This window comes from Mycobacterium sp. NPDC003323, from assembly GCF_053589535.1.
Genome location: NZ_JBSFSB010000008.1, coordinates 64,732 through 78,768, shown reverse-complemented (window position 1 = coordinate 78,768; position 14,037 = coordinate 64,732). Strand labels below are relative to the sequence as shown.

General features: G+C 66.9%; 14 protein-coding genes. 7 read left to right on the top strand and 7 right to left on the bottom strand.

Features of this window, described 5'->3' with window-relative positions; genetic code table 11:
- Nucleotides 1–204 precede the first annotated feature (204 nt).
- Entirely contained in the window at nt 205–1,095 is an 891-nt protein-coding gene (locus tag ACWDUN_RS18930) for an oxygenase MpaB family protein (RefSeq protein ID WP_449931310.1), read from the bottom strand.
- Nucleotides 1,096–1,178: 83 nt separating this feature from the next.
- Here ACWDUN_RS18930 and ACWDUN_RS18925 point away from each other — a divergent pair, with 83 nt between their 5' ends.
- Nucleotides 1,179–1,787: a TetR/AcrR family transcriptional regulator gene (locus tag ACWDUN_RS18925; protein ID WP_449931308.1), complete on the top strand. Its 609-nt coding sequence runs from the start codon at nt 1,179–1,181 to the stop codon at nt 1,785–1,787.
- Here ACWDUN_RS18925 and ACWDUN_RS18920 read toward each other — a convergent pair.
- Complete coding sequence (locus ACWDUN_RS18920; RefSeq protein ID WP_449931568.1) at nt 1,784–2,359, bottom strand: VOC family protein; 576 nt, start codon at nt 2,357–2,359, stop codon at nt 1,784–1,786. The two genes, ACWDUN_RS18925 and ACWDUN_RS18920, sit on opposite strands and share 4 nt — an antisense overlap.
- Nucleotides 2,360–2,445: 86 nt before the next feature.
- Here ACWDUN_RS18920 and ACWDUN_RS18915 point away from each other — a divergent pair, with 86 nt between their 5' ends.
- From ACWDUN_RS18915 to ACWDUN_RS18900, 4 genes are all read left to right on the top strand, one after another.
- Nucleotides 2,446–3,069, top strand: coding sequence for a TetR/AcrR family transcriptional regulator (locus ACWDUN_RS18915; RefSeq protein WP_449931306.1), 624 nt, complete (start codon nt 2,446–2,448; stop codon nt 3,067–3,069).
- Nucleotides 3,066–4,199: an alpha/beta hydrolase gene (locus ACWDUN_RS18910; protein ID WP_449931304.1), complete on the top strand. Its 1,134-nt coding sequence runs from the start codon at nt 3,066–3,068 to the stop codon at nt 4,197–4,199. Before ACWDUN_RS18915 ends, ACWDUN_RS18910 begins: the two co-directional genes overlap by 4 nt.
- Complete coding sequence (locus tag ACWDUN_RS18905; protein WP_449931566.1) at nt 4,196–5,149, top strand: 2-hydroxyacid dehydrogenase; 954 nt, start codon at nt 4,196–4,198, stop codon at nt 5,147–5,149. Before ACWDUN_RS18910 ends, ACWDUN_RS18905 begins: the two co-directional genes overlap by 4 nt.
- 88 nt (nt 5,150–5,237) lie before the next feature.
- Complete coding sequence (locus ACWDUN_RS18900) at nt 5,238–7,427, top strand: acyl-CoA dehydrogenase (RefSeq protein WP_449931302.1); 2,190 nt, start codon at nt 5,238–5,240, stop codon at nt 7,425–7,427.
- Nucleotides 7,428–7,538: 111 nt separating this feature from the next.
- Here ACWDUN_RS18900 and ACWDUN_RS18895 read toward each other — a convergent pair whose 3' ends face one another.
- Both ACWDUN_RS18895 and fadD2 read right to left on the bottom strand, forming a co-directional pair.
- The gene (locus tag ACWDUN_RS18895) at nt 7,539–8,318 is read right to left on the bottom strand and encodes an SDR family NAD(P)-dependent oxidoreductase (protein ID WP_449931300.1); all 780 of its coding nucleotides are present in this window, start codon (nt 8,316–8,318) and stop codon (nt 7,539–7,541) included.
- A 121-nt stretch (nt 8,319–8,439) separates the two neighbouring features.
- A complete protein-coding gene (gene fadD2 / locus ACWDUN_RS18890; protein ID WP_449931298.1) occupies nt 8,440–10,125 on the bottom strand; it encodes a long-chain-fatty-acid--CoA ligase FadD2 in 1,686 nt (561 codons plus the stop codon).
- Between the two features lie 55 nt (nt 10,126–10,180).
- On the opposite strand from fadD2, the gene ACWDUN_RS18885 reads away from it, so the two are divergent.
- Nucleotides 10,181–11,401 carry a DNA polymerase domain-containing protein gene (locus ACWDUN_RS18885; protein WP_449931296.1) on the top strand — a complete coding sequence of 407 codons (1,221 nt, stop codon included), beginning with the start codon at nt 10,181–10,183 and terminating at the stop codon, nt 11,399–11,401.
- A 222-nt stretch (nt 11,402–11,623) separates the two neighbouring features.
- Entirely contained in the window at nt 11,624–12,046 is a 423-nt protein-coding gene (locus tag ACWDUN_RS18880; protein ID WP_449931294.1) for an STAS domain-containing protein, read from the top strand.
- A 134-nt stretch (nt 12,047–12,180) separates the two neighbouring features.
- Here the strand turns inward: ACWDUN_RS18880 and ACWDUN_RS18875 are convergent, their stop codons facing one another.
- The 3 genes from ACWDUN_RS18875 to ACWDUN_RS18865 are packed head-to-tail and all read right to left on the bottom strand — an operon-like array spanning nt 12,181 to nt 13,940.
- Nucleotides 12,181–12,573, bottom strand: a complete 393-nt coding sequence (locus ACWDUN_RS18875) for a cupin domain-containing protein (RefSeq protein ID WP_449931292.1) — start codon at nt 12,571–12,573, stop codon at nt 12,181–12,183.
- 15 nt (nt 12,574–12,588) lie between these two features.
- Nucleotides 12,589–13,317 carry an SDR family NAD(P)-dependent oxidoreductase gene (locus ACWDUN_RS18870; RefSeq protein ID WP_449931290.1) on the bottom strand — a complete coding sequence of 243 codons (729 nt, stop codon included), beginning with the start codon at nt 13,315–13,317 and terminating at the stop codon, nt 12,589–12,591.
- A gap of 29 nt (nt 13,318–13,346) precedes the next feature.
- Nucleotides 13,347–13,940 carry a sigma-70 family RNA polymerase sigma factor gene (locus tag ACWDUN_RS18865; RefSeq protein ID WP_449931289.1) on the bottom strand — a complete coding sequence of 198 codons (594 nt, stop codon included), beginning with the start codon at nt 13,938–13,940 and terminating at the stop codon, nt 13,347–13,349.
- Nucleotides 13,941–14,037 lie beyond the last annotated feature (97 nt).

Below are 14,037 nucleotides of genomic sequence, written 5' to 3'. Positions count from 1 at the left end.
CCCCCCTGCCGTCTCCTTAAGTATGCCTAGGCTAACTCCGCAGAAGTTAGCATCGCATCAACTGACCTGTCGAGACGTCCGCCCCCTCTGCGATGGTGAGCACGATCACCGCCGCACCGCCGGTGCTCAGCGAAGATTCTCAGCGCAGCAAAAGGCGGCTGGACTGGCGATAGCCCAGTGCCAGCAAATTTCCGCAGGGGCCGATCAGACCAGCGGCCGCCCGGTGCGAATACGCCAGTCCAGATCCTTGAGCAACACGTTGAAGGGAAACTGCCGCACGAAACCGGGCGCGACGTTGTTGGCGAAGCGCAGCACCGCCATCAGCCGGTCGAAGCGGCGCTGACGCTGCGCGTCCCAGGGCAGGCGCATCTCGTCGCGGAACCGCTGCGGCAGGAATCCGGTGGTGATCAGCCCCGCCAAGTCCTCGGCGGCGCGCTGCAACGGGCCGGGCAACCGCACTCCGCGCAGTCGACCCACCGCGATCGGATACAGGAACTCGCGGGCGGTGTCGTCGATGTGGATCTGGTCCAGCTGCTCTTCCCAGTACTTGTCGAATGCGGCACGGTCCGCCGGCCACATCTCGGGCGTGACCTGCAGGGTTGTCGCCAGCGTGATGCCGTCGCGGTAGTGCTGGTCGGCCGTCTCGTCATCGATCTCGCCGACGAAGATGCGTCGCACGTCCACCGATCCCTTGTAGAGGCAGGCCGCGACCCACAACTGCAGGTTCTTGTCGAATGCGTTGTACTCGACCGGGCTGTCCTCGGTGGAGTACACCTGGGCGTGCGCCCGGTTGACGGCCCGACGGAAAGCCGCCTTCTGCTGGTCGGATCCCCGCCCCGCGACGGCGAGGTAGGTGAAGGTGGTGCGGGCCCGCTTCACCGGATGCCGGTCGATGCGCCCGCTTTCGACCTTGCTCTCGATCACCCCGTACGCGACGCCGGGGCGGCCGAGCTGCATGACCACATTGGCCGGGCCGGCCAGCAGCGCCACGCCCATCAGACCGTCGGCGGTCGAGGCGCCCCAGCGCCGCTGCCGTTGGCGCGGGCGCACCGGCGGACACGTGGTGTCGTGGACGGGTCGTTCGACGATCGCCATCGCAGTCAAGCTCCTCGGACCAAAAGTGAGAACGAAAGTTTCCTGATATTGCCCTTCCACTCGACAGGTGTCAATATTGACGCGTGACGCAGATCAGGCCGTACCGCGGCGTCTCGGCGCCGCAGCGGCTGGCCGATCGGCGTCAACGGTTTCTCGATGCCGGACTCGACCTGCTCAGTAGCGCGAACGACGATCTGACGGTGCGGGCCATCTGCCGCTCGGCAGGCGTGGCGACGCGGCACTTCTACGAGGCGTTCACCGACAAGGACGCGTTCGTCGCGGCGGTGTTCGATTCGGTCGTCGGCACCATCGCCGCCACGACCCAGGCAGCCGTCGCCTCGGTGCCGCCCGCCGAACAGAACCGGGCCGGTATCACCAACCTCGTCCGCACCATCGGCGAGGACGCCCGCGTCGGCAGGCTGCTCTTCGACAACCACCTGTCCAACACGGTGTTGGTCCGCAAGCGCGCCGAGCTCGGCGGATTCTTCGCGGTCCTGGCAGCCCAGCACGCACAGGACGTCCTGGGCCGGGCCGAGCCCGAGCAGGTTCAGGCGATCGCACACTTCGTCGTCGGCGGGGTCAGCCAGACCATCAACGGCTGGTTGAACCGGGATATCGCACTGACCGGCGATGCACTGATCGACCTGCTGACCGCAATGCTGGACAGCTTTCCCGACCCGCGCCGGCGCTAGACGACCGCTCGCGGTCGGCGGTCCGCTGCGGTCTTCGGCACCGCCGCCGTGTCAGCCTCGGTGAATTCCTTCACCCAGCAGGCGAACTCCAGCGTGATGCCGTCGGGATCCTGGAAGTAGAAGGACCGTACGTACACACCCGGATGCAGCGTTTTGGACGCCTGCCACTCGCTGTCGTCGTGGTTGAGCACCGGACCGACCCGCACACCCTTGGCCTTCAGCTTCTCGCGGTACTCGTCGAACTTCTCGGCAGGCACGTGGAAGGCAAGGTGGTTCATGGTGGACACCGCGCTGGTGATCTCACCGAGGCCGGGCAGCGCGATCGGCGCCGAGACGCCCGGTACGCCGTCGGGGGCGTCGGTGAACCAGAAGAACGCCACGCAGTCGCCGTTGCCCGCATCGAAGAAGAAGTGCTGCCCCATCCCGCCGGGCAGGTCGAGGGACTTGATCAGCGGCATGCCGAGCACGCCGGAGTAGAAGTCCACGGTGCGCTGCATATCCGAGCAGACCAGGGCGACATGGTTGATGCCGCCGAGGGTGAACTCGGAATTCGGATTCTCGGGCTTGATCACGATGGTCTCCCAGCTCTGGCGCCGATCTGAAACTGAATCTAACATCAGATTCAGGTTTGATCAATGAAGTCGGGAAGGCAGGTCAGGTGACCGCTCGAGTCGAGCTGCCCACCGTCCGCGGGCGACAGACACAGGCCGCCATCGACGCCGCTGCGCGAACGGTGGTGGCGCGCAAGGGGATTCTGGCTGCCACCATCGCCGATATCGCGGCCGAGGCGGGCCGCTCCACCGCGTCGTTCTACAACTATTACGACTCCAAGGAGGCGATGGTCCGCGAATGGGCCGTCCGCTTCCGCGACGAGGCGCGGATGCGGGCCCGCGCGGCGGCCGAACCCGGACTCGACGACGCGGCCCGCGCCCAGGCCGCCGCGGCGGCGCACTGGAACACCTACCGGCACCGTCTCGCCGAGATCATCGCCGTATCCCAACTGGCGATGATCAGTGACGATTTCGCCCAGTACTGGGCCGAGATCTGCGAACTACCCATCACTTTGGTCACCGAGATGGTCGAACATGCGCAGGGCCGAGGCTTCTGCCCCGGCGATGACGCCCATCTGATCGCCGTCGCCCTGGTGTCGATGCTCAACCAGTTCTGCTACACCCAACTGTCGGGCGCCGGTGCGCAGACCGCAGACGACGACAAGTGCATCGCCACCCTGGCCGCCATCTTCTACCGCACCATCTATCACGAGGGGACGAACCGGTCATGACGTCGAAGAGCGCGACACCGGGGGTACAACGGGAGTTCGTCGGGGTCGACTCCCCCACCGCCCGGCGCGCGGGTGCCGGCGGGCACCCGTGCCAGGGGCTGTATCACCGGGGCCTCGGGCGCAAACCGAAGGTCGCGGTGATCGCCACGCACTACCAGATCGACTTCTCCGAGCACTATCTCGCCGATTACCTCGCCACCCGGGGCATCGGTTTCCTGGGCTGGAACACCCGCTTCCGAGGGTTCGAGAGCAGCTTTGTGCTCGACCACGCCCTGGTCGACATCGGGGTGGGGGTGCGTTGGCTGCGCGAGGTGCAGAACATCGAAACCGTGATCCTGCTGGGCAATTCCGGTGGCGGATCACTCATGTCGGCCTATCAGGCGCAGGCGTTGCACCATCACGTCACCCCGTTGGACGGGATGCGACCGGCCGCCGGAATCACCGAGCTGCTGCCCGCCGACGGTTACGTGGCCAGCGCGGCGCACCCGGGTCGTCCCGATGTGCTGACGGCCTGGATGGACGCCGCCGTCGTCGACGAGAACGATGCCCTGGCAACCGATCCCGAGCTCGACCTGTTCGACGAGCGCAATGGTCCGCCCTATTCGGCCGAGTTCGTCGAGCGCTACCGCGCCGCTCAGGTCGTCCGCAACGAGGCCATCACCGACTGGGCCGAGGCCGAACTCAAGCGCGTCCGGGCCGCCGGCTACTCGGATCGGCCGTTCACCGTGCTGCGCACATGGGCCGACCCGCGCATGGTCGATCCCACGCTGGAACCGACCAAGCGTCAACCGAACCTCTGCTACGCGGGTACGCCGGTCAAGGCCAACCGCTCCGCGCGCGGTATCGCCGCGGCATGCACGCTGCGCAACTGGATCGGCATGTGGAGTCTGCGGCACGCACAGACCCGGGCCGAACCGCACCTGGCGCTCATCGACTGCCCGGCGCTGGTGATCAACGCCGAGCAGGACACCGGCGTCTACCCCTCGGACGCCCAGCGCATCCATGACGCCTTGGCGTCCACGGACAAGACGTCGGTGTCGATCGACACCGACCATTACTTCACCACTCCGGGTGCGCGCAGCGAGCAGGCCGATACGATCGCCAGGTGGATAGCCAAGCGGTGGCGGTGACGGTCCTGGCCCATTTCACCCCGGGCGAAAAGGTGCTCAACCTCGTTGCGCCGGAATCGGATTGGCTGGACATCCAGTGGTGCGCCGAGGACGACGACGACACCTTCTACCGGGCGCTACCCGACGCGCAGGTGATCTGGCATGTCCTGCGCCCACTGTCGGGTACGGACCTGGAGCTGGCGGGCAACTGCACCCTGGTGCACAAGCTGGGCGCCGGGGTGAACACCATCGACGTGGCCACCGCCACCCGGCGCGGTATCGCGGTGGCCAACATGCCGGGCGCCAACGCGCCGTCGGTCGCCGAGGGCACGGTGTTGCTGATGCTCGCCGCGTTGCGCCGGCTGCCGGTGCTCGACCGCGCGATCCGCGACGGCCGCGGTTGGCCGTCGGATCCGACGCTGGGTGAGACGGTCCGCGATATCGGCGGCTGCACCGTCGGGCTGATCGGGTACGGCAATATCGCCAAACAGGTCGAGCGCATCGTGACGGCGATGGGCACCCCGGCCGAGAAGGTGCTGCACACCAGCACCCGCGACGACGGGCACCCCGGCTGGCGGCCACTGCCCGCGCTGCTGGCCGCCAGCGACATCGTCTCGCTGCACCTGCCGCTCACCGACGCCACCCACCACCTGCTCGACCGCGATGCGCTGGCGCTGATGAAGCCCGATGCGGTGCTGGTCAACACCGCGCGCGGGCCGATCGTCGACGAGGACGCACTCGCCGACGCGCTGCGCACCGGCCGGTTGGCGGCCGCCGGACTCGACGTGTTCTCGACTGAGCCGGTGACCGCGGACAATCCCTTGCTGGGCCTGGACAACGTGGTGCTCACCCCGCACGTCACCTGGTACACCGCCGACACGATGCGTCGCTACCTGGAGTTTGCGGTCGACAACTGCCGCCGCATCCGCGACGGCCGCCCGCTCGCCAACGTGGTGAACCAAGTGAACTAGGGGCCGGGGGTGACAGCCATCACGCCGGGGGTACCCTCGGTTACCAACCGACCGGTTATTAGGGAAGTTGCCCCCATGGAGGTTAAGCGTGCCCATCGCGATCAACTCTGAACACAACGACCTGGCCGATTCGGTCCGGTCCCTGGTGGCCAAGGTGGCCCCGTCCGATGTCCTGCACGAAGCGCTGGAGACACCGATCTCCAACCCGCCGCCGTACTGGAAGGCCGCCGCTGAGCAGGGCCTGCAGGGCGTGCACCTGTCCGAGAAGGTGGACGGTCAGGGCTTCGGCATCCTCGAACTGGCGATCACCCTCGCCGAGTTCGGTTACGGCGCGGTTCCCGGGCCCTTCGTCCCGTCGGCGATCGCCAGCGCGCTGATTGCCGCGCACGACGCCGATTCGTCGCTGCTCGGCGGCCTGGCCTCCGGTGCGACCATCGCGGCCTACGCCATCGATTCCGGTCTGACCGCCACCCGCCAGGGCGACAATCTGGTGATCCGCGGTGAGGTCCGGGCCGTTCCGGCCGCCGCTCAGGCTTCTCTGCTGGTGTTGCCCGTGTCGATCGACAGCAGCGAAGAGTGGGTCGTCCTGGACGCCGAGAGCTGCGAGATCGAAGAGGTCAAGAGCCTCGATCCGCTGCGGCCGGTGGCCCACGTGCGGGTCAGTGCGGTCGAGATCGCCGGCGACCGGGTGTTGTCGAACCTGACGCGTGCGCATGCCCGCGCGCTCATCGCGACGCTGCTGTCGGCCGAATGCGTCGGCGTGGCGCGCTGGGCCACCGACACCGCCACCGAGTACGCCAAGATCCGCGAGCAGTTCGGCCGTCCGATCGGGCAGTTCCAGGCCATCAAGCACAAGTGCGCCGGCATGATCGCCGAAACCGAGCGGGCCACCGCCGCCGTCTGGGATGCGGCCCGGGCCCTCGACGAATTCCACGGGGGCGGTGAGGATTCCAAGTACGAGTTCGCCGCCGCGGTGGCCGGCACGCTGGCTCCGGCCGCGGTGCAGCACACCGCGCAGGAGTGCATCCAGGTGCACGGCGGTATCGGCTTCACCTGGGAGCACGACACCAACGTCTACTACCGCCGGGCGCTGGTGCTGGCCGCGAGCTTCGGCCGGGCCGCCGACTACCCGCAGCAGGTCGTCGACACCGCCACCGGTGGCGGTCTGCGCAAGCTGGACATCGACCTTGACCCCGACACCGAGAAGCTGCGCGAGGAGATCCGCGCAGAGGTGGCCGCGCTCAAGGCCATTGCGCGCGAGGAGCGCAACACCGCGATCGCCGAGGGCGGTTGGGTGCAGCCGCATCTGCCCAAGCCGTGGGGACGCGACGCCGCACCGATCGAGCAGATCATCATCGCCCAGGAGTTCTCCTCGGGCCGGGTGGCGCGTCCGCAGATGGGTATCGCGGCCTGGATCATCCCCTCGATCGTCGCCTACGGCACCGACGAGCAGCAGCAACAGTTCCTGCCGCCGACCTTCCGTGGCGAGATGATCTGGTGCCAGCTGTTCTCCGAGCCCGGTGCCGGTTCGGACCTGGCCAGCCTGACGACGAAGGCCACCAAGGTCGACGGCGGTTGGCGCATCACCGGGCAGAAGATCTGGACGACCGGCGCACAGTTCTCCCAGTGGGGCGCGCTGCTGGCCAGGACGAATCCAGATGCCCCGAAGCACAACGGCATCACGTACTTCCTGATCGACATGAAGTCCCCGGGCGTCGAGGTGAAGCCGCTGCGCGAGCTGACCGGTGACGCGATGTTCAACACGGTGTTCATCGACGACGTCTTCGTCCCGGATTCGATGGTGCTCGGTGAGGTGGACCGCGGCTGGGAGGTCAGCCGCAATACGCTGACCAACGAGCGCGTCTCCATCGGCAGTGCCGAACCGCCGTTCCTGGCCAGCCTGGACCAGTTCGTGGAGTTCGTCCGCGACGGGCAGTTCGACCAGATCGAGCAGAACCACGCGGGCAAGTTGATCGCCGAGGGGTACGCCGCCAAGGTGCTCAACCTGCGCTCGACGCTGCTGACGTTGGCCGGTGGCGACCCGATGCCCGCGGCCGCGATCTCCAAGCTGCTGTCGATGAAGACCGGGCAGGGCTACGCCGAGTTCGGGGTGTCCTCGTTCGGCACCGACGGCGCGCTCGGCGACAAGGAGCAGGAGCCGGGCAAGTGGTCGGAGCGGCTGCTGTTCAGCCGGGCCACCACGATCTACGGCGGCACCAGCGAGGTGCAGCTCAACATCATCGCCGAGCGCCTGCTCGGCCTGCCCCGCGACCCGTAAGCGGTCACCTTTCACTCGCGAGCAGGCGCAAAACTGCCCCATTTCACCTGAAATGGGGCAGTTTTGCGTTCCCCCGCAAGCGGGAGGTGCCCCCAGTTCGCCAGGTGACCGCTACGGCAGGATCGCGTCGACGTAGCCACCGTCGACCCGCAACGCACCGCCGGTGGTCGCCGAGGCCAGCGGCGAGGACAGATACACCACCATATTGGCGATCTCCTCGGGCTCGATGAGCCGCTGGATCAGCGATTGCGGGCGGTGCAGTCGCATGAACTCGCGCTGCGCTTGCTCCCAGGGCAGCTCCTTGTCCACCAGCTGATAGACGAAGTCCTCCACGCCGGCGGTATGTGTCGGTCCGGCGATCACCGAGTTCACCGTGACCCCAGTACCCGCCGCGTCTTTGGCGAACCCGCGGGTCACCGCGAGCAGCGCGGTCTTGGACACGCCGTAGTGGATCATCTCCGCGGGAGTCACGATCGCCGAGTCGCTGGCGATCTGAAGCGCACGGCCCCAACCCTTTTCAATCATGTTCGGCAGATAGGCGCGGATCAACCGGACCGCGGAGAGGACGTTGACGTCGAAGTAGGTGCGCCACTGCTCGTCGGTGACCTCGCGGGCCGGGACAGCCTCGAAGATGCCCAGGTTGTTGACCAGCACATCCACATCGGGGAACTCGGCTACCAGCGCGGCGGCCCCGTCGGCGTCGGCCACGTCACCGGCGAAGCCGACCGCGTCGCCCCCGACGGCGGCGACGGCCTCGTCGACGCGGGCCTGCGTGCGGCCGTTGACGATGACGCGCGCTCCGGCGCCGGCCAGGCCCTTTGCGATGGAAAGACCGATGCCCTGGGTGGAGCCGGTGACGAGTGCGGATTTACCGGAGAGGTCGATATTCACGAAGAGGTATTACCACCGCGCGCCCCGAGGTATTCCTGCCCGGTGAGCGTGCGTGAACTCGCGCCAGCAGGCGGCGTGTCCGCCGCGGACACGCACGCTCGCCGAGGAGGGCAGGTGCGGTTCAGTCGATCTTCATCTCGCGCAGTTCGCGCTTGAGGATCTTGCCGGTGGGGTTGCGCGGCAACTCCTCGATGAAGACCACCTCGCGCGGCACCTTGTAGCGCGCCAGGTTGTCCCGGACGTAGGCCTTGATGGCGTCCTCGTCGACCGAGGAACCCTCCACCCGGACGACGAAGCAGCGCAGCCGGTGGCCCCACTCCTTGTCTTCCACACCCAGTGCGGTCGCCTCGACGACCTCGGGGTGCCCGCTGACCAGATCCTCGATCTCGGCCGGGAAGACGTTCTCACCGCCGGAGACGATCATCTCGTCATCGCGACCGCTGACGTAGAGCAGATCGTCGTCATCGAAATAGCCGACATCGCCCGAGGACAACAACCCGTCGATGATCTGCTTACCGCCACCGCCGGTGTACCCCTGGAACGGGAAGAAGTTGCCGACGAAGATGCGGCCCACCTGACCGTGGGGCACGTCGTTGCCGTCATCGTCGAGGATGCGCACCTTCATCCCCTTGACGACGGGGCCGACCGTCGCGGGATTCTTCGAAAGATGTTGCGGTCCGGCGATGGTCGCGAATGCGACCTCGGTGGAGCCGTAGAGGTTGTAGATGACCGGGCCCAGATCCTTCATCGCGCGGGTGGCCAGTTCGGCGCCCAGCTGGGAGCCCGAGACGAACACGATGCGCAGCGACGACAGGTCCGGTTTGGGCGAGGTCTTCTCCAACTCGTCGAGCATGCGCGACAACATCACCGGCACGACCACGATCGCGGTGGCCTTGTGCTTCTCGATATCGGCGAGCACGGTCGCCGGCTTGAACCGCCGGCGCAGCACCAGCGTGGTGCCGAGCATCATCGCGATGGTCGAGTGCAGGAAGCCCAGCGCATGGAACATCGGCGCGGGCAGCGAGGTGACCTCGTTGGCCTTGAACGGCACCGAGGACAGCACGCCACCGATCGGCGCCAACGACGGCGGCGCAGATCGGTTGGCGCCCTTGGGGGTTCCGGTGGTACCGCTGGTCAGAATGATGATCGAGGACTTCTTGGTCGCCTTCGGTGGCGGTGCCGAACCGGTCTCGGCGATCAGCTCCTCCAGCGTCTTGTCGGTGCTGCCCGAGGGTTCGTCCTTGTCGGGGTTCACCCCGAGTGCACGCAGCTTGCCCAGTTCGGGCTCGGCCTGCGCGACCGCGGCGGTGTACTCGTCGTCGTGGATGATGATCCGGCTGCCCTCGCGCTCGGAGACCTCCTTGATCTGCGGGCCGGAGAACTCGCTGTTGAGCAGGATGATGCGGGCGCCGATCTTGGCGGTCGCATAGACCGACACCAGGAACCAGCGGTGGTTGCGGGCCAGGATCGCGACACCGTCACCGCCGGTGATCCCGCGCGCCAGCAGCGCGTTGGCCACGGCGTTGACCGCATCGTCGAGTTCCTTGAACGTCATCGTGCCGAAGTCGTCGATGACGGCGTTGCGGTTCGGGTAGCGCCGGGCGTTGAGCGCCGGGATCATCCCGATCTCGCCCCACTGCTTCATGTCGTTGACGAATGCGGCGATATCGCGCGGCGGCTCCAGTTTGAGGGCGCCGGCCTGGAACATCTTGCGGGCGTAGTGCAGCTCGGCCGACCCGCGGTCCAGGTACTTGCCGACCGATTGCTGAATCTTGGCGAGCGCATCCGCCGGACTGAGGTTAGACATGTGTCAACCTTATGTGACATCCGTCGCTATTCGGTGTCGAACCTACGATGAGGGAATGGCAGCCGCCGAGCATCTGGACATCGCCGGCCGACACGTGCCCATCACCAATCCCGACAAGGTGGTCTTCGGCGATCTCGGACTCACCAAACGCCACCTGTTCGACTATTACTCGGCCGTGGCCGAGGGCGCGCTGCGCGGTGTGCACAACCGCCCGATGATCCTCAAACGCTTCGTCAAGGGCATCGGCGTGGAGGCCATCTTCCAGAAACGCGCACCCGAGAAACGGCCGGACTTCATCGACGTCGCCGAGCTGAAGTACGCCTCCGGGACGTCGGCCAGGGAGGCGGTCTTCACCGAGCCGGCCGGGCTGATCTGGGCGGTCAACCTCGGGTGCGTCGACCTCAACCCGCACCCGGTGCGCGCCGATGATCTGGACCATCCCGACGAGTTGCGCGTCGACCTCGATCCGATGCCGGGCGTGGACTGGCAACAGATCCTCGACGTCGCGGTGGTGGCGCGCGCGGTGCTGGAGGACCACGGTCTGACGCCCTGGCCGAAGACGTCCGGGTCGCGCGGTTTCCACATCTACGCGCGTCTTCACCCGCACTGGCCGTTCAAACAGGTCCGGCTGGCCGCCGAGGCGGTGGCCCGCGAGGTCGAGAACCGGGTGCCCGACCTGGCGACCGCCCGCTGGTGGAAGGAGGAGCGCGGCGAGCGGGTGTTCGTCGACTTCAACCAGAACGCCAAGGACCGCACCGTGGCATCGGCCTACTCGGTGCGCGCCACCCCGGATGCGCGGGTTTCCACACCCCTGCACTGGGACGAGGTGCCCGACTGCCGTCCCGAGGACTTCACGGTGGCCACGGTGCCGGACCGGTTCGCGACCCTCGGCGACCCGTGGGCGGCCATGGACGAGCACCCCGGCGCGCTGGACGGCCTGCTGGAGTTGGCCGACAGATTGGGCCCGGCAGAGAAACCGCCGAAGGGTAAGGGACGACGCGTCCAGCAGATGCCCCTGATCGAGGTGGCCCGGACCAAGACCCGGGACGAGGCATTGGCCGCACTGGAGGTGTGGCGCGAGGCCCATCGCGACGTCGCCGAACACCTGCAGCCGATCGATGTCCTGATCGATGGAATGCGTGGACCGAGTTCGATCTGGTACCGGGTCCGGCTCAACCTGCAACACGTGCCGCAGGATCGGCGACCGCCGCAGGAGCCGCTGATCGCGGACTACTCACCGTGGGACGGATACTCGGGAAATCAGTCCAAACGCTGACCGCCGGAATCGGGCTACCGAGCAGTAAGGTTTACCCGCAACTGTTGAGTTCGAAACTTCGTCGTGAAATATGTTGCCACACAACGGCTTACATTTTGCTCAGCGAACCCTTACCCCCTTCTCAGACTATCTTCTTAGCAAAGTCTCAATCACTACTCCCAAGTACCTTAGAGTCGGCCGATAACTTCGGTGGCAGTTGAGATCCACGAAGGGAGGCAGTACATGACCATCGCATTCCGGTATGGGAACCCCGCAGTCCAGTGCGACGGCGCCGAACTGCGCGCGCAATGCCGCCATCTCGCCTTGGTGGTGACCGTGTCGGGCGTCATCGACGATGACAACGTCGAGCGTCTCACCGAGCAGGTCCGCCGTCTGGTCCTGGCCGAGAAGCCGTTTGTTCTCGACCTCAGCGACGTGACCTTCCTGTCCGCACGCGGTGTTTCACTGCTCTACGCGCTCGATGACGAATGCGATATGGCCGGAGTCGAGTGGGCGCTGGTCGCCGGCTCGCCGGTCCTCTACGTCCTGCACATGCTCGACGACGCATTTCCCATCACGGTCTCCGTCCCGGAGGCGCTGCACCACTTCGCCGAGGGCACTCTCGCCCGGCGTCGCCTGCTCCCGCTGCTGCACAAGACCGCATAAGAAAGGCGGAACCGACATGTTGCTCGACGTTCGCTGGTTGACCGCCCTGATCGGTCGGCATCGCAAGCCGGCCCACTAGGGCCCCCGACGTTTGAATCGGCCCCTCCCACCACGTGGGAGGGGCCGATTCGCGTTCAGTCGGGCCGCCAGCGCAGATCCTTGCGTCGCTCCAACTCCTGCTCGTCGACCAGTTCAAGCATCGGCCTGCCGGGTACGCACATCATCGTGACGGTGAACTTGCTGGGAATGTCGGTGCGGTTGTTGCCATCGCTGTAGTGGATGACGTCACCGCCGGGCTCCCAGAACGCCTCGCCGGCGCGGACCACCCGCGGTGGCTGCCCCTCCAGTTCGAAGAGCATCTCCCCCTCGATGACGTAACCGAAGGCGGGCCCGGGATGCCGGTGCGGTGGGGTGCCGCTGTCCCCGGGCGGGAACTCGACGACCACCGTCATCACGTGCGCGCCCGCGGGAATCTCGGGCTGCGCCTCCTGCAGCACGGTCAGCGCGGTCTTCCAGGCATTCGACATCTCGGGTCCTCCTTGTCAGACGGCCGCGCCGCCACCATCGGCGTGCAGCGTCACGCCGGTCACGAAACTCGACGCGGGTGAGGCCAAGAACAGCACCGCCTGTGCGATCTCCACCGGCTCGGCGGTCCGGCCCATCGGCAGTGCCCGGCCCAGTTCGGCGTTGGTGTCACCCCACTCGGCGACGACTCCCTCGGTGTCCGTCGGTCCCGGTGCCACGGTGTTGACCCGCACCCCGCGCGGGCCGAACTCGGCGGCCCACGTCCTGGTCAGTGACTCGACGGCCGCCTTGGAGGCGCTGTAGACCGAGGCCCCCGGCACACCCTTGGACGCCACCAGCGACGTGACGTTGATGATGCTGCCCGCACCGCGTGCCAACATCCCGGGAACCAGACCGGCCACCAGGAAGTACAGGCCCCGGACGTTCGTGTCGAAGGTGGACTCGAAGGATTGCACCTCCTGGTCGACCGTCGCGGCACCCGGGAAACGGGCCGCATTGTTGACCAGGATGTCGACATCGCCGCTCTGGCGCACCAGCTCGCGCACCGAGTCCAGATCACCCATATCGGCCTGGATGAAGCGGACGTCCCCGTCGATACCCGCCGCGGCGGTCTTCCCGCGGATCTGGTCACGGCCGGCAATCAACACCGTCGCACCGGCCTCGGCAAGCAGCCGCGCCGACGCCAGCCCGATACCCGCCGTGCCGCCGGTGACGAGTGCAGTTCTTCCATCCAAAGTTGTTGTCATTTCACACCTTTCGCATTTTTGATTGGCACTCAAGCTGAACGCTTCTGCAGCCGTGGAATTCCCCGCTCGCGCGCCGCGCCGGCCAGCGTGCTCCGCAGCTGGGCTCGAGCGCGGAACACCCGCGACATCACGGTGCCGATCGGGGTGCCCATCACGACGGCGGTCTCGGCGTACGTGAGGCCCTGTACATCGGAGTAATAGAGCGCGATCCGAAAACCCTCGGGCAGCTGATCGAGTGCCGCCTTCAGCTCGGCGTCCGGGAAGCCGTCCAACGCCGTCGACTCGGCCGAACGCGCGTGCGTGGTGCGCATGACAGCGGTGGGCAGGTCGAGATCGGCGATGGACCCCACCGCGTACTCCGTCGGTCGCCGCTGTTTCATCCGGTAACCGCTGATCCAGCGGTTGTGCATGATGCGGAACAACCAGGCGTTGAGGTTGGTTCCCTCTTCGAATCGGTGGAAGCCCATGAACGCGTGCATCAACGCGTCCTGGAGCAGGTCCTCGGCATCGGCTTCGTTATGGGTCAGCCGGCGCGCTCCACGCATCAGCACCGGGCGCAGCGGCGCGGTATCGCGTTCGAATCGCGCGCACAGCTCGGTATCGGTCTCATCGGTCCTGCACACGCCGTCCTCCTGGCCCAGGTCTGCCTTGTTGCTTCTCAGACTCGGCCTCCGCGGCGACCACGGGACCCTTGAAAGTCCGTAGTCCCGGATCGGCACC